The following is a 23,875-nucleotide window of genomic DNA, read 5'->3' on the forward strand; positions in this document are numbered from 1 at the left end:
AAAATTCGGGATAAAACAATCCGCCGTCTGTTGAATCTGTTATACCATTGTTTTATCTTTACGCGCTTTAAAATGGATCGATGAAAATATCTTACAACTGGCTTAAGCAGTTTATCAATATAGATTGGAACTCCCAAAAAACAGGAGAACTTCTAACGGATTTAGGACTGGAAGTTGAAGGAATAACTCCTTTCGAATCCGTTAAAGGAGGTTTGGAAGGCATTGTTGTAGGACATGTGCTTAGTTGTGAACAACATCCAAACGCCGACAGGCTGAAGGTGACCAAGGTCGATATAGGTAACGGAGCGCTCGTACAAATTGTCTGTGGCGCACCCAATGTTGCAAAAGGTCAAAAAGTGCCCGTGGCCACTGTTGGCACTACCCTATATACCAAGGAAGGAGAGGCATGGAAGATAAAAAAAGGTAAAATACGTGGCGAGGAAAGCCATGGAATGATTTGTGCCGAAGATGAACTGGGACTTGGGGAGAGTCATGACGGTATCATGATCCTGGATGACACTTTGAAACCTGGGACTTTGGCCTCTGAAGTTTTCAAGGTTGAGAAGGATGAAGTTTTTGAAATTGGCCTTACGCCTAACCGCGCGGATGCCATGAGTCATTTTGGTGTTGCCAGGGACCTTAAGGCGGGCTTGAAACAAAAGGAAATCAATAAGGAATTGATTACCCCGCCCGTGAGCCATTTTAATGTTTCCAACAGATCGCTGAGAATAGATGTTGATGTCAAAAACAATAGCCTTGCACCAAGATATTGCGGTGTGACAATTAGCAATATTCTGGTGCAACCGTCCCCGGATTGGCTCAAAAACCGTTTAAAGGCCATTGGTCTTACGCCCAAGAACAACGTGGTGGATGCCACCAATTATGTTCTGCACGAATTGGGGCAACCGCTACATGCATTCGATGCGAATAAAATAAAAGGGGGTAAAATTGAGGTGAAGACCTTGCCAAAAGGAACAAAATTCGTTACCCTGGATGGCGTGGAAAGGGAATTGCACGAGGACGACCTAATGATCTGCGATGCCGAAAAGCCCATGTGTATTGCGGGGGTTTTTGGAGGTATCCATTCCGGAGTTACGGAACACACTACGGCCATATTTTTGGAAAGTGCTTATTTCAATCCGGTGTCCATCCGAAAAACGGCAAAAAGGCACGGACTCAATACCGATGCTTCCTTTCGGTTTGAGCGGGGAATCGATATTGAAAATGTAGAGTATAGCCTAAAGCGGGCCGCTCTGCTGATCAAGGAAATAGCGGGTGGGGACATTACTTCGGATATTGTTGATCTATACCCAAAAAAACACAAGGATTTTGAGGTGTTTTTGGCCTTTGAAAAAATCAATAAACTAATTGGACAGAATATTCCCCAAGATACCATCAAATCCATTTTGGCTTCGTTGGATATCAAAGTACGGAACGTTACGGAAGCCGGAATGGGGCTAACCGTACCATCCTATCGTGTGGATGTACAGCGCCAAGTGGACGTTATCGAGGAGATTCTAAGGGTATATGGTTATAACAATATTGCCTTTAGCGAAAAATTGAATGCATCCGTTGCTTCCTCAAGTCCGTACGAAGATTACAAAATTCAACAGATAATTGGGGATTTATTGGCTTCCAGAGGCTATTTTGAAACGCTAACCAATAGTTTGACTTCCCCCGATTACGAAAATCTTTTGGAGGGGGATTTAAAGGAACGAAAACATGTGACCATTTTGAATCCTTTGAGTGGCGAATTATCGGTACTAAGGAAGTCATCCTTGTTCACAGCTTTGGAATCGGCCAGTTTCAATATCAACAGAAAGCGACAGAATTTAAAGCTATTTGAGTTCGGTAAGACCTACTACCATGAGGATACGGACCGCAAAGAGGACAAATATCTTGGTATCCTTTTAAGTGGTGATACTAATGCAAACAGTTGGACGGATTCTTCCAAAAAATCGGATTTCTTTCTTCTCAAGTCCATTGTGGATACTGTTTTGGAACGTTTGGGGATTCAGGATTTAAAGGTGGAACCGGACACTTCCAAATTATTTTCGGAAGGTGTCTCCTACAAAAATCATGAAGGCACGGCCCTCGTTTCCTTCGGACTCGTTAAAAAAGGGATTTTAAAACACTTCGATATTAAGCAGCAAATTTTTTATGCCGATTTTCAGTGGGACGAAGTTTTAAATAGTCTTAAAAGGACCGGTATAACCTTCAAGGAAATTTCAAAATACCCAGAGGTAAAAAGGGATTTCGCCCTACTACTTGATGATGCAGTAACCTTCAAGGATGTTTATGATCTTGGATTTAGGACGGAGCGTAAACTGTTGACGCAGATAAATTTGTTTGATGTTTATCAAGGAAGCAATTTGCCGGAGGGCAAAAAGTCGTATGCCGTAAGCTTTACGTTAAAGGATACCAATGGCACCTTGACAGATGCACAAATAGATAAGATAATGGACAAGCTGCAAAGCAACTACGAGAAGGAACTTAAAGCTGAACTACGATAGGAATTAAAAAAGGTTTACAGGAAAAAATACACTGTCTATTTCGTGTATTACCCCGTTGCGTTGTTCGGAATCAGCTGTGACTATTTTTGCCTGATTTCCTTTCGGATCCGTCAACACGATATCAATGCCCTTCATGGTAGCCGTAATTTTCTCTCCCAATATGGTTGTGAAAGAGGCCTCGCCATTTCCCCTGCACATTGCCCTTAAGATAGTGGAGGCCGATATTTTTCCCGCAATGATGTGATAGGACATAATGGCTTTTAGCTTCTCCTTGTTATCGGGATTTAGAAGTAATTTCTTGGTAACGTCCGATAGTTTATTGAAGGCGGCATTTGAAGGTGCAAAAACGGTGAATTGCGCATCGTACGCCAGCAGGCAATCCAACTCCGAAGCCCTTAAGGCTGCCAAAAGCACACTGTGCGTTTCCGTTTTTTCGGTGATAGACAATAATGAGTTTCCTATGGGAAGGAAATTTGCGGAAGTAGTTTCAAATGCATCCGTTTTAGGTTCTTGGGCAGTGCAGAACGCTGTAAAAAGGATACATAAAAAAGACACAGGGGATGTCCAGTTTTTCATTTCAAAAGGGTTCTCGGTTTGGGGCAATGGTGTTTGTTCGATGAATGGTCGTAGAACATGGACAATATACATTCTTAAGACGTATGTGCCTTCTATCAAAACATGATAATTATCAATTTTAACATTATTTTAACAATTATGTGATTTTCTTGGCTTTACTATAAATTCATTTATTGTCTAACTTTGAAAGAGTTGCTAAAAAAAAGAAATATGCTATTCCAAAGAACGAATCTACTTGAGAAGTTACGCTTAGAAAAAGAGAAGCTTAGAAAATCAGAGGAACTCATTTTGGACGATGTAAGGGCCATCCTATCCAAAGTGGACGATGACAATTCCCGCATTGCCAAAAACCTTGTCAATTCCCAGTCAGGTTCCCAGGTGAATTCCTTTACTTTCGATTTATTGGATTCCGATAAAATTTTCCATATCGATCAAATAAAAAATCTTTGTATCGATTACCGTCTCCGGTTTTTGGACACAAAATATTTTAAAGGGGAAATTCCTGCCGAAGCCTATTCAAAGATACGATCACTTGAAAAGGAGCACAATACGGAACTAAAGGGTTTCAAGATTATTGCACCTTCCAAGCTCTTTAAACTTGAGGATAAGGATGACCCACTTTTATTTGCCCCAATGGGCAACGGATATTATTATCTCATCCATAAATGGGGGAATGACCTAAATCCGTTTAGGAAATTAATGATGTGGCCATTTAAGAATGTGGGCAACCTTATTTTCGTAATAGTGCTTATCAGCTATTTGACGACCCTGTTAATTCCCAATGGCCTGTTTTCAAAATCAAATTCCGTAGCGGAATTCGGGATTCTGTTTTTCTTTATGTTCAAGAGCATCGTGGCAATAGCCATATTCTATGGATTTGCGATGGGCAAAAACTTCAGTCCGGCTATCTGGAACAGTAAGTATTATAACGCCTAGTTTTATTGGCACCGCCAAAGTGGTTGAATACACCGATGCTCGGTTCAAAATGATGGGTTCGTTTTTAGAAAAAGGTCTCTTGGGCTTGCCCGGAGGTAGTTCACTGCATGATTATCGCTCGTGGAAGCCCTTCTAGGTCGATAGCATCGATATACCTAAAATCCGGTGTTGGTGTAATACGCAGTATTCCTCCTTCCGTCCCATCAGTCTTGGCATAGCCTATCACTATATAATCATGTTCCAAATCATAGGCAATGGCCGTTGCCGACTTTATATTTAACTGTGTTATTTGTTCATTGGAGAGGAAGTTTTCAAAAAAGTATAAAGTCGCCTTGTTGGCTTGAAAATCATATACTGCCGGATTTTTGTCGCCACCATTGTCCATATTCATCGTGTAATAAAGCTTGCCAAAGGTGTCAAATGTTGCATATACGGATTGATATAGGTTCGGACGGATATTTTCTCCGTATTGGGTATAGGCCTCTTCAAAAGTATTGCGATTCACTGTGGTATGTAGTTCAGGATAACTGATTACGATATCACCATCAGGGTCTTTAAAGATTTTCTTTGCATTGAAGCCTACCAGTTTTTCGTAAACAACGGATTGTTGTCCGATTTCGATGACACTAATGCCATTTTCATCCGTAATTGTTGTATCAAGGGTCAGCACGAACAATTTACCTTGGGAGGGAATTGATTGAAGCGGCTTTAATTCCAACGGTATGTCTACCTGATTATCGGTATCGTTTTGATCTATTATTCGAACAAAATGGGAATCTTCCTTACCAATTTCGCTCTTCGTAAAAGTGAGGAAGACATTCGCACTATCATGTGAAACAGAAGTAACCTCTAAGTTACAGGCATCCAGGTTTAAAAAGGTATCTATCAGCTTGTAATTTCCTGTGTTAAAATCAAATAATAGGACCTTTCCATTACATGTTTCGGTAACTTCATAGAAGCTAAATGAGTTATTAGAGGCAAAGGTAATTTCCGAATCGGAAAAAAGGGGAAATTCCAATTCACTGGCTTTCAAGGTTAGGTCATCTCCAGTTGCCTGAAGCCTTGCCGTTGTCAAGCTACCGGATGTCTCCAATAAAATGGTGTAATCTCCTTTTGTGCTGGCAGGGGTTTCTGTTTCCAAGGGTTCTGTGGCCGACTTACTACATGCAGCCAAAAAAACCGTCAGCATAACGCGGACCGTGTAGGTGTAGGTCTTCATGAGGTTAAGATTTGGGTTGTATTTCCTTATGCCGGAACAGCATACATCTTGCCCCTCTGTTCCTTCAATGCCTTATCGGACATATATTCATCAAACGTAGAATATCGGTCAATGTTGCCTTTTGGTGTCAATTCTATTATCCTATTGGCCACGGTCTGTGCAAACTCGTGGTCGTGGGTAGTAAATAGCACCGTTCCCTTAAAATTTTTCAAGGAATTGTTGAATGCCGTAATACTCTCCAAATCCAAATGATTGGTAGGTTCATCCAACATAAGTACGTTGGCCCTGAGCATCATCATTCGGCTTAGCATACATCGCACCTTTTCACCCCCAGAAAGTACCGTACATTTTTTTAGGGCCTCTTCCCCACTGAACAACATTTTACCCAAAAAACCTCGAATATAGACTTCCTCACGTTCCTCTTCTGTCTTTGCCCACTGTCTTAACCAATCTACCAGGTTGATGTCTTGGGTAAAAAAATGCGAGTTGTCTGCCGGCAGGTACGATTGTGTGGTGGTTACGCCCCAACTGAACTTTCCGCCATCGGCTTTTTTATTACCATTGATTATTTCATAGAAGGCGGTGGTTGCCCTGGAATCCCTTGAAATAACCGCTATTTTATCACCTTTTGCCAGATTGATATTCACATTATCAAAAAGAAGTTCACCTTCCTCGGTCGTAGCTTTGAGTCCTTCAATGTTCAAAATCTGATCACCGGCTTCCCGTTCCCTTTCAAAAATAATGGCAGGGTATCTTCTACTGGATGGTTTAATATCATCCACCTTAAGCTTGGAGAGCATCTTCTTTCTTGACGTTGCCTGTTTACTCTTTGCGACGTTGGCACTAAAACGCATAATGAATTCCTGAAGTTCCTTGGCTTTTTCTTCAGCCTTTTTATTTTGTTGCGCCCTTTGTCTGGCCGCTAACTGACTACTTTCGTACCAGAATGTGTAGTTGCCGGAATAAAGGTTCAATTTGCCAAAATCGATATCGCCAATATGGGTACACACCGTATCAAGAAAGTGACGGTCATGGGAAACCACAATTACTGTATTCTGGTAATCGGCCAAAAAGTTTTCCAACCAATTGATGGTTTCATAATCCAGGTCGTTCGTGGGCTCGTCCATTATGAGCACGTCCGGGGAACCAAAAAGAGCTTGGGCCAATAACACCCTTACTTTTAATTTGGAATCCATGTCAGACATCAATGTATAATGCAATTCTTCGCCAATCCCCAAATTTGAGAGCAAAGCGGCCGCATCACTATCCGCGTTCCAGCCGTTCATTTCTTCGAACTGTACCTGCAACTCCCCTATTCTATCGGCATTGGCATCATTATAATCGGCATATAGGTCATCGATTTCCTTTTTTATTTCATACAAAGGCTTGTTTCCTTTGACTACAGTTTCCAGAACTGTAAACGCATCCGATGCATTGTGGTCCTGTTCCAAAATGGACATTCTTTTCCCTGGTTCCAGATGAACATGGCCTGAAGTTGGATCTATTTGACCAGAAAGTACCTTTAAGAACGTTGACTTTCCGGCCCCATTGGCACCAATAATACCATAACAGTTGCCTTCCGTAAAGGACACGTTTACTTCATCGAACAACACTCTTTTTCCAAACTGAACGGATAAATTGGATACGGATAACATATAACACGTTTTAAAAATCCGTGCAAAAATACTGAATTTTAAAGGCGAAAACCAACTATCGTTGCACATCATCCTATAGAACCTTCCTTACAACCTAATCCATTAATTTTTAACTAGGTATTAACAGACACAGAGAATACGTATCCTTATTTTTGACCATAAATGTTGCCCGTTTTGTGTATGGATAAAGTTTTACCTATTGCACTTGTTCTAGGTTTGATTGGTTGTAATTCCCCCGTTTCCGATAGCAAAGGTGTCTTTTTTGCAGGGGAAATTGTGAATCCCACCAGCGAATATGTAGTCCTTTATAAAGGCAGTGAAGCAGTGGATTCCGCAAAATTGGACGATACCAACCGGTTCTCTTTTCAACTGGATGCTGTGGATGATGGGCTCTACCATTTTAACCATAGTCCAGAGCAACAATATGTATATTTAGAAAAAGGTGATAGCGTGTGGATACGCTTAAATACTTTGTATTTTGACGAGTCCCTTGTATTTTCTGGTACTAACGAGGAATTGAACAACTTTTTGTTGGAAATCTTTCTAGAAGATGAAGAGGTAGAACAACTGATGTATTCCGATTTGTTCGAATTGGAGATAGATGAATTTTCAGAGAAGGTGGAAAGTCTTCGAAAGGAAAAAATTCAGGATCTGGAAGATTTGAATTCCGAAGCGGAATTATCCGATATAGCCTATGAAATCGCCAAGGCCAGTATCAATTATACCTTTTATAGATTCAAGGAGGTCTATCCTTTTAAACACAAAGGAAAACTGAAAGAAGAGCAACTTCATAAGTTGCCACCTACTTTTTATGCGTATCGCTCTGGAATCGATTACAACAATAGAAATTTAATTTACTTACGCCCCTATTATGATTTTATGAAATCCCACTTGGGCAATCTTTCCTATATGACCTGTTCCAAGTCTTGCGGTAAATCCAATGGTACCGCACATAATCAATTACATTTTAATCAGCACAAACTTGCTATGATCGATAGTTTGGTGGGCGAAAAGGAATTAAGGGATAACCTTTTTAGGAATGTGGCCTTTGATTATTTGTTACGAGAGCATGACGCCGACAGTAATAAGATTTTTATAGATGAATTCCAACGTTTTTCCGGGAACAACATGCATATTGAGGAGATACAGCGCTTATATAAGGGTATTAGCAATATACAGCCCAACAGTCCAGTACCTGATATAAAGTTGGTTTCCATTCATGATTCATTGGTTTCGTTGCCTGCACTGAGCAAGAATAAAAAAGTGGTTTTCTACTTTTGGTCAGGGACCAACAAAAATCATTACGAGAACATTTTCAATCGCGTAAATGAACTAAAGCTTGAAAAACCTGAATACGAATATATTGGTATTAGTTTCAGAACCGATGCCAGCAACTGGAAAGCTATTGTCAACAAATTTGAGTTTGATGCCCATAGCCAATTTATGGCGGAAGATTTTCATCAACTTACCGAAAGCCTTATCCTCTACCCCATGAATAAATGTGTCATTACCAATGACGCTTTGATCGTAGATGCTTTCTCCAATATCTATTGGAACAATTTTTAAGGATTACCGTATTTATACCCTACTTTTTACTGTGGTTCATCAATAACTTTTCGAACCATGTGTCTGGCAATACCTTTTTTAGTCGGATTGAAAACTTTTGCATAAATGCCCCCACGGTATAGTGTACCTTTGGATTTTTGGCATTTATGATTTGAAGCACTTTTAGTGCAACTTCCCTAGGGTCACCGCCTTTATCAACATCTTTATCAATGGATTTGAGAATATTTCCATACGATTCCTTATAAGGTGAGTTTTCTTGAATTGGAGCGTGAAAACGACCTGCAGCAATATTGGTGGCGAAATCACCTGGGGCCAAACAAGTGCACTCTACGCCAAACCGTTTGGTTTCCATTCGCAAGCTTTCAGTGATTAATTCCAGCGCTCCTTTCGTTGCCGAGTAAATTCCACGATAAGGCAAGCCCATATATCCGGCTATTGAGGTTATGTTTATAATCAATCCGTTGTTTTGTTGGCGCATTTGCGGCAGAATAGCCTTAATGACGTTTAAAGGTCCTATAAAATTGGTGTCAAACGCATTTAGTATTTCAGCGTTAGGCGTTTCCTCCAAAGGTCCTGTTATGCCCACACCGGCATTATTGATCAAGACATCCACCCTTCCTTCTTTCCGCACCAATAATTCAATGGCCTTGGTGACGGATTCCGGTACCCTAACATCCATCTCCAACAATTCGAAATCTTTGAAACTTGCATATTTTTCCAAGTTTCTTGTAGTTCCGTAAACTACAAAACCCTGTTTATTCAAATAGTTTCCAATGGCCTTGCCAATGCCTGAAGAGCCACCAGTTATAAGTACGATCTTTGAATTCATGTTCCAAAAGTAAGCGATGGGAATCGTATTTTAAAAATCTAAGGTCGTATATATTTGAAGTTGCATTCGAATTCTCCCGATGCGATAAATGGTGTTTGAATTCTCCGAAACTTGGTTTGAAATCAAAACCGACTTCTTTCAAATACATCATGAAAATGGCCATAGTGCGGTAACTATAAGGCACAAAAAAAGGCAAGCTACCTACATCGCACCGCTACGACCGTATACCCTTGCTGCGTTCCCACCCTGGGGGATTCTACAGGAGCTGGTCGTGTAGGACTTGCCGGGTGCAAATATACAACCTTTTAAATCTTTGGCAATCCTTTTTAGATTCTAATTTTAATGGATTAACTTGCTGGCGACTTAGTAGAGCCTTAAATTTTTAGCATGTTATTTATAGAAAATTATTCTCAAATAGTTTATTCCATTAAATTGCCCATGAAGATTATTGGAATCCCATTAACCTTATTGATTGTTCTTTTATTTTTTGCCTGTGGTAGCGGAAATCAAAAGCCTTCTTCCCTGTTTACTATTGAACTGGAGGGCAATGCAAAGGAAGTAAGACAAAACGATGCGCTGGGTGTTTCCCTTAAAAACATCAAAAACAAGGAAATTGAAAGTGTGATTTATAGTATTGATGGTAATGAACTTCCGCTAGTGAACGACCAATTGGAATTTTCCATTCCAAAATTGGGCAATAAAATATTGAAGGCCAGTGTAACTTATGAGGGAAATACCGTAGAGGTAACCAAAAATCTAAAGGTTTTGGCTTCCAAGGCCCCGGACATTTATACGTATACCATTCTGAACGAATTTCCCCATGACCCCAACGCCTATACGCAAGGATTGGAGTTTTATAAGGATACCTTATATGAGGGTACTGGAAAAAATGGTCGCTCTTTTTTGAGAAAGTTCGATTATAAAACGGGAAAGGTGTATCAACAAATCGATTTGGACGAAACCTATTTTGGGGAAGGTATCACAATTTTGGGAAACAAAATTTATCAGCTCACATGGCGCAGTGGAATGGGCTTCATATATGACTTAAAGGATATGAAAAAATTGGACAATTTTCAATATGGGAAAAGTCGGGAAGGATGGGGACTTGCCAATGACGGAGAAAAGCTATATAAGAGCGATGGAACGGATAAAATTTGGATTTTAAACCCTGAAACCCTAGTAGAAGAGGACCATATTGAGATTGCTACGAACAAATCCCTTTTTGCAGACACCAATGAATTGGAATATGTAAACGGCAAAATATATGCGAATGTGTACCAGAAACCGGGTGTCATGATAATCGATGCCAAAAGTGGTGCCATTGAAGGGGTTATAAATTTTGGGGGGCTTAGTGATAAGGTTACCAAAACAGAAAATTGGGTCGATACGGAGAACGTTCTAAATGGTATTGCCTATCATCCCGAAAGAAAGACTTTTTTCGTGACCGGAAAGGACTGGGACAAACTTTTCGAAGTCCAAATACAAAAGAAGTAATATGCCTTTTACAAAACGGCTAAAGGTTTCTGTTGAAGATTTGGACGACCTAAATCACGTAAACAATGTTAGGTACGTTCAATGGATACAGGATATTTCAAAGGAACATTGGAAGGAAAAGGCGCCTGTTCAGATTCAGGACAGCGTAATTTGGGTAGTGCTAAAACACACTATTGAATACAAATCGCCCGCAATTCTCAACGACCCCATATTAATTTCCACTTATATTGAAAAAAGCAAGGGTGCTATTTCCGTACGTATTGTTGAAATGTTCCATGAAATAACAAATACGCTTCTGGTGCGTTCACATACTGAATGGTGTCTATTGAACAAGGACACGAACAAGCCTATGCGAATTTCGGAGGATATCAAAAAAATATTTTCTTAGATCTTATATTATTATAATTAATTGGGCACATGGATGCTTTTCCTGTGTACTTTGGATTGCAGAATTTTTTGACCGTTAATTTTCAATTACTTGAAGTCATAATTTGAATAAAATTGAAATTTCCAATTGTAATCATACTGGTCCTTTTTATACTCTGGGGCAGCGCTTGCAGAAAGGATTTCGAATACGCGCCAAGTGACGGACATCTTTCCTTTTCCAGGGATACGGTTTATCTGGACACTGTATTCAGCAATATTGGGAGTAGTACTTATACCTTAAAAGTATACAACACCACCAAGGACGATGTGCTCATTCCATACATCGGGTTAAGAAATGGACCCGATAGTTATTATAAACTGAATGTGGACGGCAAAGTTGGGAACAGTTTTACAGATATTCCCCTGTATGCAGAAGACAGCCTCTTTATCTTTATCGAAACCAATGTGACCGCGCTTCCAGATGAAACTCTACAATTATTATATACCGATGCCATTCAATTCGATACCGATATCCATCAACAGGAAGTAACGCTTGTTACCTTGGTCAAGGATGCCATTTTTCTTTATCCAAAGAAGGATGCAAATGGCGAAAATGAGACCATTGAATTATTTACACAAGAGGATGGCTCAAAGGTTTTTGTGGAAGGGTTCGATTTAAAGGACGACCAGTTACATTTTACGAACCAAAAACCGTATGTCATTTATGGATACGCCTCCGTTCCGGAAAATAAAGAGCTGGTTATGGATGCAGGTGCCAGGATCCATTTTCATAGGAATTCTGGAATACTTGTAAAACCAACGGCTTCCTTAAAGGTAAACGGAACGTTTAGTAACGACCGTGATCAAATGGAAGGTGAGGTGATTTTTGAGGGAGATAGATTGGAGCCTTCTTTTTCCAATACTCCGGGTCAGTGGGGAACCATTTTCATTTCCAGTGGAAGTACCCAAAATAGCATTGACCATCTTACCATCAAAAATGCTGAAATTGGAATATACGTAGATGGGAATATAGAAAACGATACTATTTCCTTGGAGATTAACAATAGTCAGATCTATAATAGCGCTATTCATAATCTTTGGGCTCGGTCGTCCACAATTACTGCAAAAAATCTTCTTTTGGGTAGTTCGGGTAGTTCATCCTTACATTGTGAATTAGGTGGCAGATACGAATTTACACATGCCACCATTGCCAATTACTGGAACGGTTTTAGGACGGGAAGAGCTTTGATCTTAAGTAATTATGGAAGCATGGATACAGCTGCTGGAGCCGATTTGATTCAGGCCGATTTCCGTAATTGCATTATTGACGGTAACTCCATGTCGGAACTCATGCTTGCCTCCAATAAGGAGAACATATTCAATTACCGATTTCAAAATTGTTTCCTGAAATTCAGGGAAACGGATTCACAGGACGAAACTTTATACAATTTTGAGGGACCTGCTTTTGAAAATATCATTTTAAATGGTAACCCGGATTATTTCAATCCCAGTGACAATGATTTTAGAATCGGTCTTGATTCCGATGTTATAAATAAAGGAAGTATCCCTATTGCCCAGGAAGTACCTTTTGATTTACTAAATAGCACAAGAACTTCCGCACCGGATTTGGGTGTTTATCAAGCTATTGCAAAAATTGAGTAGTCTATATCTTATATTTATTGAGGAAAATACTTTCATAATCAATTGATTAGGCGAAAATATTACAATATCCTCCATTTTTATAAGGTTTTCCTTGTTCAAAGACTTTTGGTCTATTAGTAAATTGCACCAGAACTCTAGTGGATTTGGAATATTCGTATGTCATAATAGATTCTGATGCCGTCTCCAATTTGCAACTCGGTACATTTTTGGAGGAATATGGCGACTTTGTTTGCTCTGGTATGGCCAAAGGGCCTGATGATGGACTTAACAAAATCTTAAAATTCGCACCGGATTTGGTTTTTATCAACCTCGACCAAAAGGCACCCGCTCTTTTCCAAATGGTGATGGAAATGCATCAATACCTTTTGGAAATACCAATGGTCATAGGAATATCAAAGTCCAAGAAACATGCCTATGAAGCCATTAAAAACGGATTTTTTGATTATTGGTTGGCGCCCTTCAATGAGTTCGATATTAGAAAATCCTTGTTAAAACTGAGGAAAAGAATGCCAAAGACCAAGGAACCTCAGACCATTTGCTTAAAATCCTATAATGATTTCCAATATCTGGACACTAAGGATATACTCTACCTACAGGCCGACAATAATACCACCGAATTCTTTATGAGGGACGGAACGGTTATAAATGCCTTCAAGACCTTAAAAACGTTCGAAAACCAACTGCCTCAAAATTTCATCCGTATCCATCAAAGCTACATCGTAAACACGGACTTTGTGTCAAGAATCAATTTTGGTAAAAATATCTGTGCGCTAAAGGAAGGAGATAAAAACCTGCCATTCTCAAAAACATATAAGGAAAGAATGGATCAACTAAAGATAATCCTCTCAAAGAACAGCGTTTCCTCGCTAAATTGAACAAATTCTTTCAAAACCGGTTCAAATACTCATAGAATTAATTACTCTACTAACTACTGCAAAATCAAGGTTTTATTTTCTTGTACACCTATTACTTTGGTAACGTAATAAAAAAAGCAACACTAAAATTTAAAACCTTACAAAATGAAAAAAATAGTTAGTATCGCAGCTGTCGCCTTAATGGCTTTAGGATTGACCACCTATGTAATTGAAAACACCGCAAACGAGTTTGACTTTATGAAAGATTTGAACACCATGTTGGCCTGCGATGGCTGTTCTCAAAATGATGATAGAAGAGACCCTCCTTACGGCAAGGCATAATTATACCCTTATAAATATTTGCAACGCCCGGCAATAAATGTTCGGGCGTTTTGTTATCTTGTAAGTATTCAGTTACAAAGTGAAAATTACAAGATTTGAAAAAATTTCTTTTGTTTATTGCCCTTTACGGTGTTGTATTAAACACGTTGAATTCACAATCGGCCTCTAGAGAAGATTTTGCAATTCAAAAGGAAGTTGAGTTAAAGATTAAAAGTGGGAGTGTAGAATCCATTTCGGCTAAAAAAAAGAAAGAAAAACTGATAGAAGCTTTTGACCTATTAACGGGCATTAGAAATGACAGCCTAAAACTTAAATTGTTGTCAAACCTTTCCTACTATATTGAACCTCAAGACTCTGCATTTTTTAGAAAAGTGAATAATACTACGAAAGAACTTGCTATGGTAAGTAAAGATTCAGTTGCATTAGCCTATTCTTTTTGGGACTTGGGGTATTTTTATAATAGAATATCAGTTAAAGATAGTTCTTATTATAGCTATTATGAGGCTCAAAAAATATTTGAGCAGCTTGGGGAATCTTTTCTTTCTGCCCGTATGCTTTATAATATGGCAAAGCAGCAACAAGAGGTTCGCGACTATATTGGAAGCGAGGCGAACACTATTGCAGCAATTGAAAGGCTAAAACCATTAAATAAATACAAAGAGTTATATAATTGTTATAACACCTTGGCAGTTAATTCTCAAGATTTAGGAGAATATGCACAAGCAATCGAATATTACGATCAAGCATTATATTATTTAAAAAATACGGAATACAAGGAGCTGGATATAAAGCAGAACGTAAATAATCGTGGAATGCTTTACAGTGATTTGGGTAATTATAAAAAAGCGCTTGAAAATTTCGAAGAGAATCTTAAGGGGCCAAGTTTAGCTAATAGTAATATCGAACTATATTCAAAAACATTAGTAAACATAGCACTGACTAAATTAAACTTAAATGAAACATCTGGTGTATTCAATTTAATAAAAGAATCTATAAAAATTAACGATAGTCTTAAAGACATTAGGGGCTTGGCTTCCTCTTATTTTGCAAAATCAAAATTTCACTTGTATGATAATGATACGTTAAATGCTATTAATAGCGCCGAAAAGGCTATAGAGTTGGCAAGTGAAAGTTTAAGTTATGAGCGTCTTTTGGAAACCTATGCTTTTTTAGCGGAAATTGATAACAAGAATGCCTCCAAATATGCTCAAAAGTATATAGCCTTGAATGACAGTATTGTAATGGAAGAGCGGCAGGCACGCAATAAGTTTGCACGCATCCGTTTTGAAACAGATGAATTTATAGCCCAAAATGAGCAATTGGAAGAGGAGACCGCTATTTTGGCCAGACAGAAACAAATTTGGTCCGGTGTAGCCTTGGGTTTCTTTCTTTTGGGAATATCTGTTTATATAATTATCAATCAAAGGGCCAAAAACCAAAAACTATTATTTGCCCAGCAACAACAGGCAAACAATCAAGAGATTTTCAATTTGATGCTTACCCAAAAACAAAAAGTGGACGAGGTCAAGAGACTGGAACAAAAACGAATTTCAGAGGAACTTCATGATGGTGTACTTGGGAAAATGTTAGGTGCGAGAATGGTGTTGACCGGTCTAAACAAAAGAACGGGACCAGAAGCTATAGAGGCGAGATTGGAGGCCATTAACGCGCTAAAGAATGTGGAGCAGGAAGTAAGGTCTATTTCTCATGAGCTGAGTCATAGTGCCTACCAGAAAATCAATAATTTTATAAACTCAGTTGAAGATTTATTAGGTACGGTCAAAGAAAGTTCCCAAATTATCACTATTTTCAACTACGACGAAGACGAGGATTACGATGCGCTTAAGGGTGAAATCAAGATAAACTTATATCGAATGATTCAGGAAGGCTTGCAAAATGCCATTAAGCATTCTGATGGCAAAACTTTCTTCGTAAAATTTGAAAGAAACGGTGACATTCTAAGTGTTGAGATGGGCGACGACGGAAAAGGGTTTGATTTGGAAAAGGAAAAGAGGGGTATTGGAATGCGTAATATCAGTTCTAGGGTAGAAAAACTGAACGGAACGTGGAAGGTAATATCAGAACCCATGAAAGGAACTACTATTACCCTGGAAATACCCTTACAACATGTGGATTCCAATTCTCAAGCCGTATTACAGAAGGTTTGAGTTAATTTCGCTTATAGAATAAAACAATAAAGCATCAAAAAAACTTGTTATAGAATTTATCTGGGTGTTAATTGAAAGTAGGACCATTTAATTAAAATAAATGAAAACGGTAAGGATTTTGGCGGTTGATGATCATGAAATGACAACTTTAGGATACAAGTATATCCTTGAAGATTCAGAGTTTGAAGATTTTACCGTGAAAGTGGATATAGCTAAAAGTTATGATAGGGGTAAAGAAAAAATAGAGCACTCTGCACGAACTCTCCCCTATGATATTATTCTATTGGACATTCAATTATTCCCAGCTGAATCCAAAGATCCAAGATCAGGGGTAGATTTGGGTAAATTGGCGAGGGAAATCGTACCTGACTCCAAAGTAGTTTTCATGTCATCTTTTAGTGATAGCTATAGAATCAACAATATTTTCAAGGCCGTGAATCCCGATGGTTACATGGTAAAATCGGAAATAGATGAAATGTCCCTAAGAACCATGGTGGATACAGTTGAAAAAAAACCTCCATACTATACGGCCAGTGCCTTAGGAGCGGTCCGTAGGAGAATGGCCAGTAATATTGACATCGATGAGCAGGACCAAAAAATTCTTTATTATTTATCCTTGGGAACAAATACGCGGGATATAGCCCCGTTGATAGCATCGGCAAATACGACTGTAGAAGCGCGGAAACGACAATTAAAGTCCATATTTGGAGTCAAAAATGGTAATGATCTTGCACTAATAGAGGAAGCCAAAAAAAGAGGCTTTTTATAACTAACTTTTGTTAAATTTTAAGTAGTTGATTTTCAGTTAATTATTTAATTTTATTTCAGAATATCAGAATATCCTCAGAAATTCTAAGGTTTTCCTAAGTCCATCGGATTTTCTTTACGGCTATCTTTATGATAAAAGCTTCATAAAGTATGCACTTCAAACCACATAATTACCAACATATTTATTTTGAAAATGCAAAATGCTCGGATGCCGTTGGTGGCTTGCAAGAATTTAAAAAATCTATTGAATTAGGGTTCTTTGCCGATGTGACCCTAAAAACATCCGGTAAGTATAATGAAAAATTGGATTTGGTTGTGGAATTGGATTGTCCATTAAATCTATTGGATGTACTAGGCCACTTCAACAAAGGACTTTGGGGAAGTACCGAAGCTACAAATTTCGTTTTGGCTCAATGTTTCAATGTACTATTGGAGCAAAACAAAGAGTTAGAAATAGACATTCAGGAATTTACCCTTTACCTTAAGGATACCAATGTAATCATCAAGAATATATATCGGCATAGCATTCCTGAACAGTTCAACAACATAATTACAGAAATTGCAGAACACTACGTATCAATAACAAAAGGACTTACTGTACAGCCCGAGGAAATTTTCATTCCTGTTTTTGAAGACCCATTGACAAATCCATTTGACTGTCATTTTCAGGAAAAGCTTCCACAGCCAACCTCGTATAACGAATATTGGGGTATCTATTTGGATACCGCCGAGGAAGGGGAAATTTTTGATGTTCGGCAAAAAAAATTCATTTCCGCAAATCTTGATTATTTTTTATACGAGTAAGAAATTCATTAGTGCCGCCAATGTGTTTAATCTAAACTATTCCTTCGGTCTCTGTCTCGGTTATAGCATCAGGTTGTTCACATCCTAAATGGAAACAAAAGGCTAAGACCAAGACAAAAGGTCTCATCTCTTTATTCTTGTAGCGCAGCGGTCTTGATTTCTGATACCTCTACGGCTCTGCCTCGAGGTAGATAATTAAGCCTTAACGGTCATTTCGTTGAATATGGCCCTACCTCCCATCATCGCATTCACCTGCTTCCGTACTTCGGAGATTACCTGATTATCCTCTGGGTTTGTAAGAACCTTATCTATCAAATCCACAACTGTTTTCATATCGTCTTCCAACAATCCCCTTGTTGTGATGGCCGCAGTTCCAAAACGTATGCCAGAGGTTACAAACGGTGATTTATCATCAAAAGGAACCATATTCTTATTTGCGGTGATATCGGCCAAGACCAAGGCTTTTTCGGCATCCTTTCCAGTAATTCCCTTGTTACGAAGGTCGATTAGCATCATATGATTGTCGGTTCCCCCTGAAATTATGTTATAATCCTTGGCTACAAAAGCCTTTGCCATGGCATCGGCGTTCTTCTTTACCTGCGTCATATACACGCCAAATTCCTCGGTAAGGGCCTCACCAAAAGCAACGGCCTTGGCGGCGATAATATGCTCTAAGGGACCACCCTGATTCCCTGGAAAAACTGCCAAATCCAATAAAGCGGACATTTTTCTTAGACTACCGTTTTTTAAAGTAATCCCAAACGGATTGTCAAAATCCTTACCCATCAAGATCAAGCCTCCCCTTGGTCCCCGCAATGTTTTATGCGTGGTGGTGGTAACGATATGACAATGGGGAATTGGGTCGCTTAATAGACCCTTGGCAATTAATCCTGCAGGATGCGAAATATCGGCAAGCAGGAGTGCCCCAACACTATCGGCTATCTCACGAAACCTTTTAAAATCCATATCTCTCGAATAGGCAGATGCTCCCGCTATGATCAATTTTGGTTGCTCCCTTTTTGCGATTTCCTCAATTTTATCGTAATTCAAGGTTCCGGTCTTTTCGTCTACACCATAAAAAACCGGATTGTATAATTTACCTGAAAAGTTCACTGGTGAGCCATGGGTAAGGTGCCCGCCATGCGATAAATCAAAACCTAGTATAGTATCACCAGCTTGTAGACAGGCATGGTATACGGATGCATTGGCCTGGGAGCCGGAATGCGGTTGTACGTTGGCATATTCTGCACCAAACAGTTCCTTTGCCCTATCTATGGCCAATTGTTCCACTTCATCAACTACTTCACAACCACCGTAATAGCGTTTTCCAGGATATCCCTCTGCATATTTGTTGGTAAGTACGGAACCAGCAGCCTCCATAACCTGTGGGCTTACAAAGTTCTCTGAAGCTATCAACTCAATACCATTTGTTTGACGCTTTCTTTCCGCTTCAATGAGTTCAAAAATTCGGGTATCCCTTTCCATGACTTTATGAATTTTAATTCTTGTGCAAAAGTACAATATGCCCTAATTTCTATTACTATAAAATTTAGCATGTCTATATATTTTTATTAAACAAGCGTTAATAACTAAAATGTGGGAATTCATACATGGTACCTAAAAAGAAATTAAAAAGTACCGTTCATTCACTTTACACTATTCTTTATCCTTTTTCGTTATGTATGGGAATATTTCTGGCATAGGTCTTGAAATATGACATTGAAACCCATAAAGTTTTAGTTATGAAAAGATTTCTACTATTATTTGGAATAAGTGCTTTTTTACTTTCATGTAATGGAGTAAAAAGGACTCAGGAAGCATTGAATACAGGAAATTACAATGCTGCCATTAACAAAGCGATCGTAATTATTGCTGAAAACAAGACAAAGAAAAGTAATCAGGCATTCATTGTCCTTTTGGAGGAGGCCTATCAAAAGAATACGGAAAGGGAACTTCAAAACATCAAGTTTCTAAAAAAGGATGGCAACCCGGCAAATTATGAAACCATTTACGAGTCCTATGTTCGATTAAAGGAAATACAGGAAGGAATCCGACCCTTACTTCCTTTATACATTATGGACGAGGGAAGGGACGCCCGATTCAATTTCAATAACTATGATTCCGATATTATTGCCGCCAAGGATTATTTGTCGGATTATCTATACAACAATGCCGTTGGCCTTTTGGGCAATGCACGATATAAAAATGAATATAGGGAAGCTTATGACGATTTGAAGTATTTAGAGGAAATCAATCCAAATTATCGGGATACCAAAGATAAAATGGACGAAGCCTATCAGAAAGGTTTGGATTTTGTCCTGGTGGAAATGGTAAACAATACGGATAAGGTCATCCCCAAACGTTTGGAGGATGAATTATTGAACCTGAATACCTATGGGTTGAACAACCTCTGGACCGAATATCATACCAATAGGCTTTCCAATATAGATTACGACTATTTGATGGAGGTTTCCTTTCAGGACATTAACATTTCACCAGAGCAGGTGAACGAAAAACAGATCATTAAGGAAAAACAGATCAAGGACGGATTTCAATATGTGGAGGACCAAAATGGCAATATTGTCAAGGACAGTCTTGGAAACAAGATCAAGGTGGACAAATTTAAAACCGTGCGTTGTGATTTCTACCAGTTCACCCAGTTCAAAAGTGCCCAAGTAGTTGGAGTAGTCAATTTTACAGATTTACGAAAACAACAGCAAATAAACCAGTATCCTTTGGCAAGTGAATTTGTGTTCGAACATATTTATGCCAATTACAATGGGGATAAAAGGGCCTTGGACAATGATCTTTTACCGTTTCTTCAAGCGGCACGAGTGCCGTTTCCAACAAACGAACAAATGGTCTACGACGCCGGTGAGGATTTAAAGAACAATCTAAAATCCATACTCACAAGACAACGGTTTAATTAAAAAAGGAACTCCGCAAAAGCGGAGTTTTTTATACATATTTTTCCAAGCTGATATCGGAAATGCCTCCATGCGAACTATGCGCCACTACCACCCCGTTTTTAATTATCAATAATTGGGGAGACTGATGCAAAACTTCAAACCTCTCCGCAATTTCGTTGGAAATAGCCCTAAACGCATGTAAATCCAAAAAGTAGAGGTCCATTTGGGAGGGTTCTAAAGAAAAAGACGCATTGAACATGTTCAGCACCATTCTGCTCACCCCGCAGGTTGTTGAGTGCTTAAAAATAGCTTGAGGTTTATTTTTTGATTTTGCTACGATTTCCTCCAATTGATCTGGATTGTTAAGGGTAATCCACGGGATGTCATTATTTCCATCCTTTTCAGTGTTACTATTTTTATTAAAAAAATTCCCGAATAATGCCATCTTAAACTAACTTTAAATGATTGCTTTTAACTTTTAGTCAAAACTGACTTTATGTCTTTAAAAAATTGACTTCGCAGGACATTTTGTCCTATTATTTCAATTGGTAGGATTGTTGAGTACTTCCTTACAAAAGTAACATTCAACACAAAATTTACATATATGAACTTTAATAATTTCACCATAAAATCCCAGGAGGCCGTACAGCAGGCCCAGGTTATTGCCCAGTCATTGGGACATCAACAAATTGAGAACGAACATCTTTTCAAGGCCATAACAGAAGTAGAGGAAAATGTGGTTCCCTTCATTTTTAAAAAGTTGGGGCTTAACGCCAACCTGATAAAACAGATTTTAGAAAAGGAGCTAAACTCCTTTCCTAAAGTACAGGGCGGCGACATTATGCTTTCTCGTGAAGCGGGTAAGACCGTAAATGAAGCTTCCATCATTGCCAAAAATATGGGCGATGAATATGTCTCCATAGAGCACCTGCTTTTGGCAATCTTTAAATCTAAGAGTAAAATAGCCCAGATTTTAAAGGACCAAGGGGTTACGGAGAAAAATCTGCTAGCTGCCATCAATGAATTACGGAAGGGTACCAATGTGACTTCTCAAAGTGCGGAGGAAACTTATAATTCATTGAACAAATATGCCAAAAACCTGAATGAATTGGCGGACAGTGGAAAATTAGACCCGGTTATTGGAAGAGATGAAGAGATAAGAAGGGTATTGCAAATCCTATCAAGAAGGACCAAAAACAATCCCATGCTGGTTGGGGAACCCGGTGTTGGTAAAACGGCCATTGCGGAGGGATTGGCGCATAGAATCGTGCAAGGCGACATCCCCGAAAATTTGAAGGACAAAGTCATTTACTCCCTGGACATGGGTGCCCTTATTGCGGGAGCCAAGTACAAAGGAGAATTTGAGGAGCGTCTAAAGGCGGTAATTAAAGAGGTCACGAGTGCAGATGGTGCCATCATATTATTTATCGATGAAATCCATACCTTGGTAGGTGCAGGCGGAGGACAAGGTGCTATGGATGCTGCAAACATTTTAAAACCTGCCTTGGCAAGGGGCGAGCTTAGGGCTATTGGCGCCACAACTTTGGACGAGTATCAAAAGTATTTTGAAAAGGACAAGGCACTGGAACGTCGATTCCAAAAAGTGACCGTGGACCAGCCCGATACGGAAAGTGCCATTTCCATCCTCAGAGGTATCAAGGAACGCTATGAAACCCATCACAAGGTGCGTATAAAGGATGAAGCGGTAATCGCTGCGGTAGAATTATCCCAACGCTACATTACCAATAGATTTTTACCGGACAAGGCAATTGACCTCATGGACGAGGCGGCATCAAAATTGCGTATGGAAATCAATTCCAAACCAGAGGAATTGGATGTGCTGGACAGAAGGATCATGCAGCTTGAAATCGAAATTGAGGCCATAAAGCGAGAAAACGATCAATCAAAATTAAAATCGCTCAATTTGGAACTCGCCAATGTAAAGGAAGAACGAAACGAGATTTTTGCCAAGTGGGAGACTGAAAAATCGGTTGTGGATAACATCCAAAAAACCAAAATGGACATTGAAAACTTTAAGGCCGAAGCGGAACGTGCGGAGCGTAATGGAGACTACGGAAAAGTAGCTGAAATACGATACGGTAAAATCAAGGAGGCCCAGGAAAACCTTGCAAAACTGCAAGAAGAACTGGACCAACAGCAAAATGCTGGCACACTTATTAAAGAAGAAGTGACCAGCGAGGATATCGCCGAAGTGGTAGCCAAATGGACCGGTATTCCTGTAACAAAAATGTTGCAAAGCGAACGGGAAAAACTTTTGAACCTTGAAAATGTCTTACATAAAAGGGTTGTGGGGCAAGACGAGGCCATCCAGGCAGTCTCCGATGCGATTCGAAGAAGCAGGGCCGGTTTACAGGATATGAAAAAACCGATTGGTTCCTTTCTTTTCCTGGGTACCACGGGTGTTGGTAAAACGGAGCTGGCCAAAACCTTGGCGTCCTATTTGTTCGACGATGAAAATGCCATGACCAGAATCGACATGAGCGAGTATCAGGAAAGACATTCCGTTAGTAGATTGGTGGGTGCCCCTCCGGGATACGTGGGCTATGACGAGGGTGGTCAGCTCACCGAAGCCGTAAGGAGACGCCCCTACTCCGTTGTGTTGCTGGATGAAATTGAAAAGGCACATCCGGATACCTTTAACATTTTGCTACAGGTTTTGGATGAAGGAAGATTGACGGATAACAAGGGCCGTGTTGCCGATTTTAAGAATACGATCATCATAATGACCAGCAATATGGGTAGCCAGATTATTCAGGAGAAATTTGAAAACTCCACGGATATCCATAGTGCATCGGAAGCGGCACGAGTGGAAGTTCTTGGGCTGTTGCACAAAATGATTCGGCCAGAATTTTTAAACAGAATCGACGATATCATCATGTTCACTCCGCTGACCAAAGAGGATATCAGGCAGATTGTGAAGCTTCAGTTGGAAGGCTTGAAAAAAATGTTGGACAAACAGAATATTACCTTGGATGCTACCGATGAGGCCATTGATTACCTGGCGGAACGTGGATACGAACCACAATTTGGCGCAAGGCCTGTAAAAAGGACCATTCAAAAAGAGGTTTTGAACAATATGTCCAAGGAACTCCTAAGCGGTAAAATCAAATCCGATAGTGTGATTCTATTGGATGCATTTGACGACGAACTGGTCTTTAGAAACCAGAACGATTTGGTAATGTAAATGGATTTT

19 protein-coding genes and 1 other RNA gene are annotated in these 23,875 nt (G+C 39.4%); 13 read left to right on the plus strand and 7 right to left on the minus strand.

Annotated elements, in window-relative coordinates:
• Positions 1-80: 80 nt before the first annotated feature.
• On the plus strand, positions 81-2,513 hold the full coding sequence (gene pheT / locus F0361_RS13730) for a phenylalanine--tRNA ligase subunit beta (RefSeq protein ID WP_154919349.1): 2,433 nt from the start codon (positions 81-83) through the stop codon (positions 2,511-2,513).
• Between the two features lie 3 nt (positions 2,514-2,516).
• Here pheT and F0361_RS13735 read toward each other — a convergent pair whose 3' ends face one another.
• Positions 2,517-3,089, minus strand: coding sequence for a fasciclin domain-containing protein (locus F0361_RS13735; protein WP_154919352.1), 573 nt, complete (start codon positions 3,087-3,089; stop codon positions 2,517-2,519).
• A gap of 210 nt (positions 3,090-3,299) precedes the next feature.
• Here F0361_RS13735 and F0361_RS13740 point away from each other — a divergent pair, with 210 nt between their 5' ends.
• A complete protein-coding gene (locus tag F0361_RS13740; protein WP_154919354.1) occupies positions 3,300-4,025 on the plus strand; it encodes a hypothetical protein in 726 nt (241 codons plus the stop codon).
• Positions 4,026-4,125: 100 nt separating this feature from the next.
• Here the strand turns inward: F0361_RS13740 and F0361_RS13745 are convergent, their stop codons facing one another.
• The gene (locus F0361_RS13745; protein WP_154919356.1) at positions 4,126-5,244 is read right to left on the minus strand and encodes a hypothetical protein; all 1,119 of its coding nucleotides are present in this window, start codon (positions 5,242-5,244) and stop codon (positions 4,126-4,128) included.
• Between the two features lie 26 nt (positions 5,245-5,270).
• Positions 5,271-6,899, minus strand: a complete 1,629-nt coding sequence (locus F0361_RS13750; protein WP_154919358.1) for an ABC-F family ATP-binding cassette domain-containing protein — start codon at positions 6,897-6,899, stop codon at positions 5,271-5,273.
• Positions 6,900-7,079: 180 nt separating this feature from the next.
• On the opposite strand from F0361_RS13750, the gene F0361_RS13755 reads away from it, so the two are divergent.
• Positions 7,080-8,465 (plus strand): transaldolase, encoded by a 1,386-nt coding sequence (locus F0361_RS13755; protein ID WP_154919360.1) that lies wholly within the window; start codon positions 7,080-7,082, stop codon positions 8,463-8,465.
• A 19-nt stretch (positions 8,466-8,484) separates the two neighbouring features.
• Here F0361_RS13755 and F0361_RS13760 read toward each other — a convergent pair whose 3' ends face one another.
• Both F0361_RS13760 and ffs read right to left on the minus strand, forming a co-directional pair.
• Positions 8,485-9,294, minus strand: a complete 810-nt coding sequence (locus F0361_RS13760) for an SDR family oxidoreductase (RefSeq protein WP_154919362.1) — start codon at positions 9,292-9,294, stop codon at positions 8,485-8,487.
• A gap of 187 nt (positions 9,295-9,481) precedes the next feature.
• Positions 9,482-9,580: signal recognition particle sRNA small type (gene ffs, locus F0361_RS13765), an RNA gene on the minus strand.
• A gap of 101 nt (positions 9,581-9,681) precedes the next feature.
• Here ffs and F0361_RS13770 point away from each other — a divergent pair.
• From F0361_RS13770 to F0361_RS13800, 8 genes are all read left to right on the plus strand, one after another.
• On the plus strand, positions 9,682-10,788 hold the full coding sequence (locus F0361_RS13770) for a glutaminyl-peptide cyclotransferase (RefSeq protein WP_246160893.1): 1,107 nt from the start codon (positions 9,682-9,684) through the stop codon (positions 10,786-10,788).
• Between the two features lies 1 nt (position 10,789).
• Entirely contained in the window at positions 10,790-11,176 is a 387-nt protein-coding gene (locus tag F0361_RS13775; protein WP_154919364.1) for an acyl-CoA thioesterase, read from the plus strand.
• A 113-nt stretch (positions 11,177-11,289) separates the two neighbouring features.
• Positions 11,290-12,816 carry a hypothetical protein gene (locus F0361_RS13780; RefSeq protein WP_246160894.1) on the plus strand — a complete coding sequence of 509 codons (1,527 nt, stop codon included), beginning with the start codon at positions 11,290-11,292 and terminating at the stop codon, positions 12,814-12,816.
• Between the two features lie 137 nt (positions 12,817-12,953).
• Positions 12,954-13,691 carry a LytR/AlgR family response regulator transcription factor gene (locus tag F0361_RS13785; protein ID WP_317131739.1) on the plus strand — a complete coding sequence of 246 codons (738 nt, stop codon included), beginning with the start codon at positions 12,954-12,956 and terminating at the stop codon, positions 13,689-13,691.
• 144 nt (positions 13,692-13,835) lie between these two features.
• Complete coding sequence (locus F0361_RS18730; protein WP_161598240.1) at positions 13,836-14,012, plus strand: hypothetical protein; 177 nt, start codon at positions 13,836-13,838, stop codon at positions 14,010-14,012.
• Between the two features lie 95 nt (positions 14,013-14,107).
• Positions 14,108-16,180, plus strand: coding sequence for a tetratricopeptide repeat-containing sensor histidine kinase (locus F0361_RS13790; RefSeq protein ID WP_154919371.1), 2,073 nt, complete (start codon positions 14,108-14,110; stop codon positions 16,178-16,180).
• Between the two features lie 100 nt (positions 16,181-16,280).
• Positions 16,281-16,949 (plus strand): response regulator, encoded by a 669-nt coding sequence (locus F0361_RS13795; protein WP_154919373.1) that lies wholly within the window; start codon positions 16,281-16,283, stop codon positions 16,947-16,949.
• Between the two features lie 149 nt (positions 16,950-17,098).
• A complete protein-coding gene (locus F0361_RS13800) occupies positions 17,099-17,752 on the plus strand; it encodes a hypothetical protein (protein WP_154919375.1) in 654 nt (217 codons plus the stop codon).
• Between the two features lie 195 nt (positions 17,753-17,947).
• On the opposite strand, the gene glyA is transcribed toward F0361_RS13800, so the two are convergent.
• Positions 17,948-19,237, minus strand: coding sequence for a serine hydroxymethyltransferase (glyA, locus tag F0361_RS13805; RefSeq protein WP_154919377.1), 1,290 nt, complete (start codon positions 19,235-19,237; stop codon positions 17,948-17,950).
• Positions 19,238-19,494: 257 nt separating this feature from the next.
• Between glyA and F0361_RS13810 the strand changes: the two genes are divergently transcribed.
• On the plus strand, positions 19,495-20,682 hold the full coding sequence (locus F0361_RS13810; protein WP_154919379.1) for a hypothetical protein: 1,188 nt from the start codon (positions 19,495-19,497) through the stop codon (positions 20,680-20,682).
• 28 nt (positions 20,683-20,710) lie between these two features.
• On the opposite strand, the gene ytxJ is transcribed toward F0361_RS13810, so the two are convergent.
• Entirely contained in the window at positions 20,711-21,106 is a 396-nt protein-coding gene (ytxJ, locus tag F0361_RS13815; RefSeq protein ID WP_154919381.1) for a bacillithiol system redox-active protein YtxJ, read from the minus strand.
• A gap of 159 nt (positions 21,107-21,265) precedes the next feature.
• Here ytxJ and clpB point away from each other — a divergent pair, with 159 nt between their 5' ends.
• On the plus strand, positions 21,266-23,866 hold the full coding sequence (clpB, locus tag F0361_RS13820) for an ATP-dependent chaperone ClpB (protein ID WP_154919383.1): 2,601 nt from the start codon (positions 21,266-21,268) through the stop codon (positions 23,864-23,866).
• The last annotated feature ends 9 nt before the right edge of the window (positions 23,867-23,875 follow it).

It is taken from the genome of Maribacter flavus (assembly GCF_008386635.1).
GTDB lineage: Bacteria > Bacteroidota > Bacteroidia > Flavobacteriales > Flavobacteriaceae > Maribacter > Maribacter flavus.

What these genes read in the sequence shown, in the direction of transcription:
- pheT (WP_154919349.1), top strand. Translation starts at nt 81, where the DNA reads ATGAAAATATCTTACAACTGGCTTAAGCAGTTTATCAATATAGATTGG.
- F0361_RS13735 (WP_154919352.1), bottom strand. Translation starts at nt 3,089, where the DNA reads ATGAAAAACTGGACATCCCCTGTGTCTTTTTTATGTATCCTTTTTACA.
- F0361_RS13740 (WP_154919354.1), top strand. Translation starts at nt 3,300, where the DNA reads ATGCTATTCCAAAGAACGAATCTACTTGAGAAGTTACGCTTAGAAAAA.
- F0361_RS13745 (WP_154919356.1), bottom strand. Translation starts at nt 5,244, where the DNA reads ATGAAGACCTACACCTACACGGTCCGCGTTATGCTGACGGTTTTTTTG.
- F0361_RS13750 (WP_154919358.1), bottom strand. Translation starts at nt 6,899, where the DNA reads ATGTTATCCGTATCCAATTTATCCGTTCAGTTTGGAAAAAGAGTGTTG.
- F0361_RS13755 (WP_154919360.1), top strand. Translation starts at nt 7,080, where the DNA reads ATGGATAAAGTTTTACCTATTGCACTTGTTCTAGGTTTGATTGGTTGT.
- F0361_RS13760 (WP_154919362.1), bottom strand. Translation starts at nt 9,294, where the DNA reads ATGAATTCAAAGATCGTACTTATAACTGGTGGCTCTTCAGGCATTGGC.
- F0361_RS13770 (WP_246160893.1), top strand. Translation starts at nt 9,682, where the DNA reads ATGTTATTTATAGAAAATTATTCTCAAATAGTTTATTCCATTAAATTG.
- F0361_RS13775 (WP_154919364.1), top strand. Translation starts at nt 10,790, where the DNA reads ATGCCTTTTACAAAACGGCTAAAGGTTTCTGTTGAAGATTTGGACGAC.
- F0361_RS18730 (WP_161598240.1), top strand. Translation starts at nt 13,836, where the DNA reads ATGAAAAAAATAGTTAGTATCGCAGCTGTCGCCTTAATGGCTTTAGGA.
- F0361_RS13795 (WP_154919373.1), top strand. Translation starts at nt 16,281, where the DNA reads ATGAAAACGGTAAGGATTTTGGCGGTTGATGATCATGAAATGACAACT.
- F0361_RS13800 (WP_154919375.1), top strand. Translation starts at nt 17,099, where the DNA reads ATGCACTTCAAACCACATAATTACCAACATATTTATTTTGAAAATGCA.
- glyA (WP_154919377.1), bottom strand. Translation starts at nt 19,237, where the DNA reads ATGGAAAGGGATACCCGAATTTTTGAACTCATTGAAGCGGAAAGAAAG.
- F0361_RS13810 (WP_154919379.1), top strand. Translation starts at nt 19,495, where the DNA reads ATGAAAAGATTTCTACTATTATTTGGAATAAGTGCTTTTTTACTTTCA.
- ytxJ (WP_154919381.1), bottom strand. Translation starts at nt 21,106, where the DNA reads ATGGCATTATTCGGGAATTTTTTTAATAAAAATAGTAACACTGAAAAG.
- clpB (WP_154919383.1), top strand. Translation starts at nt 21,266, where the DNA reads ATGAACTTTAATAATTTCACCATAAAATCCCAGGAGGCCGTACAGCAG.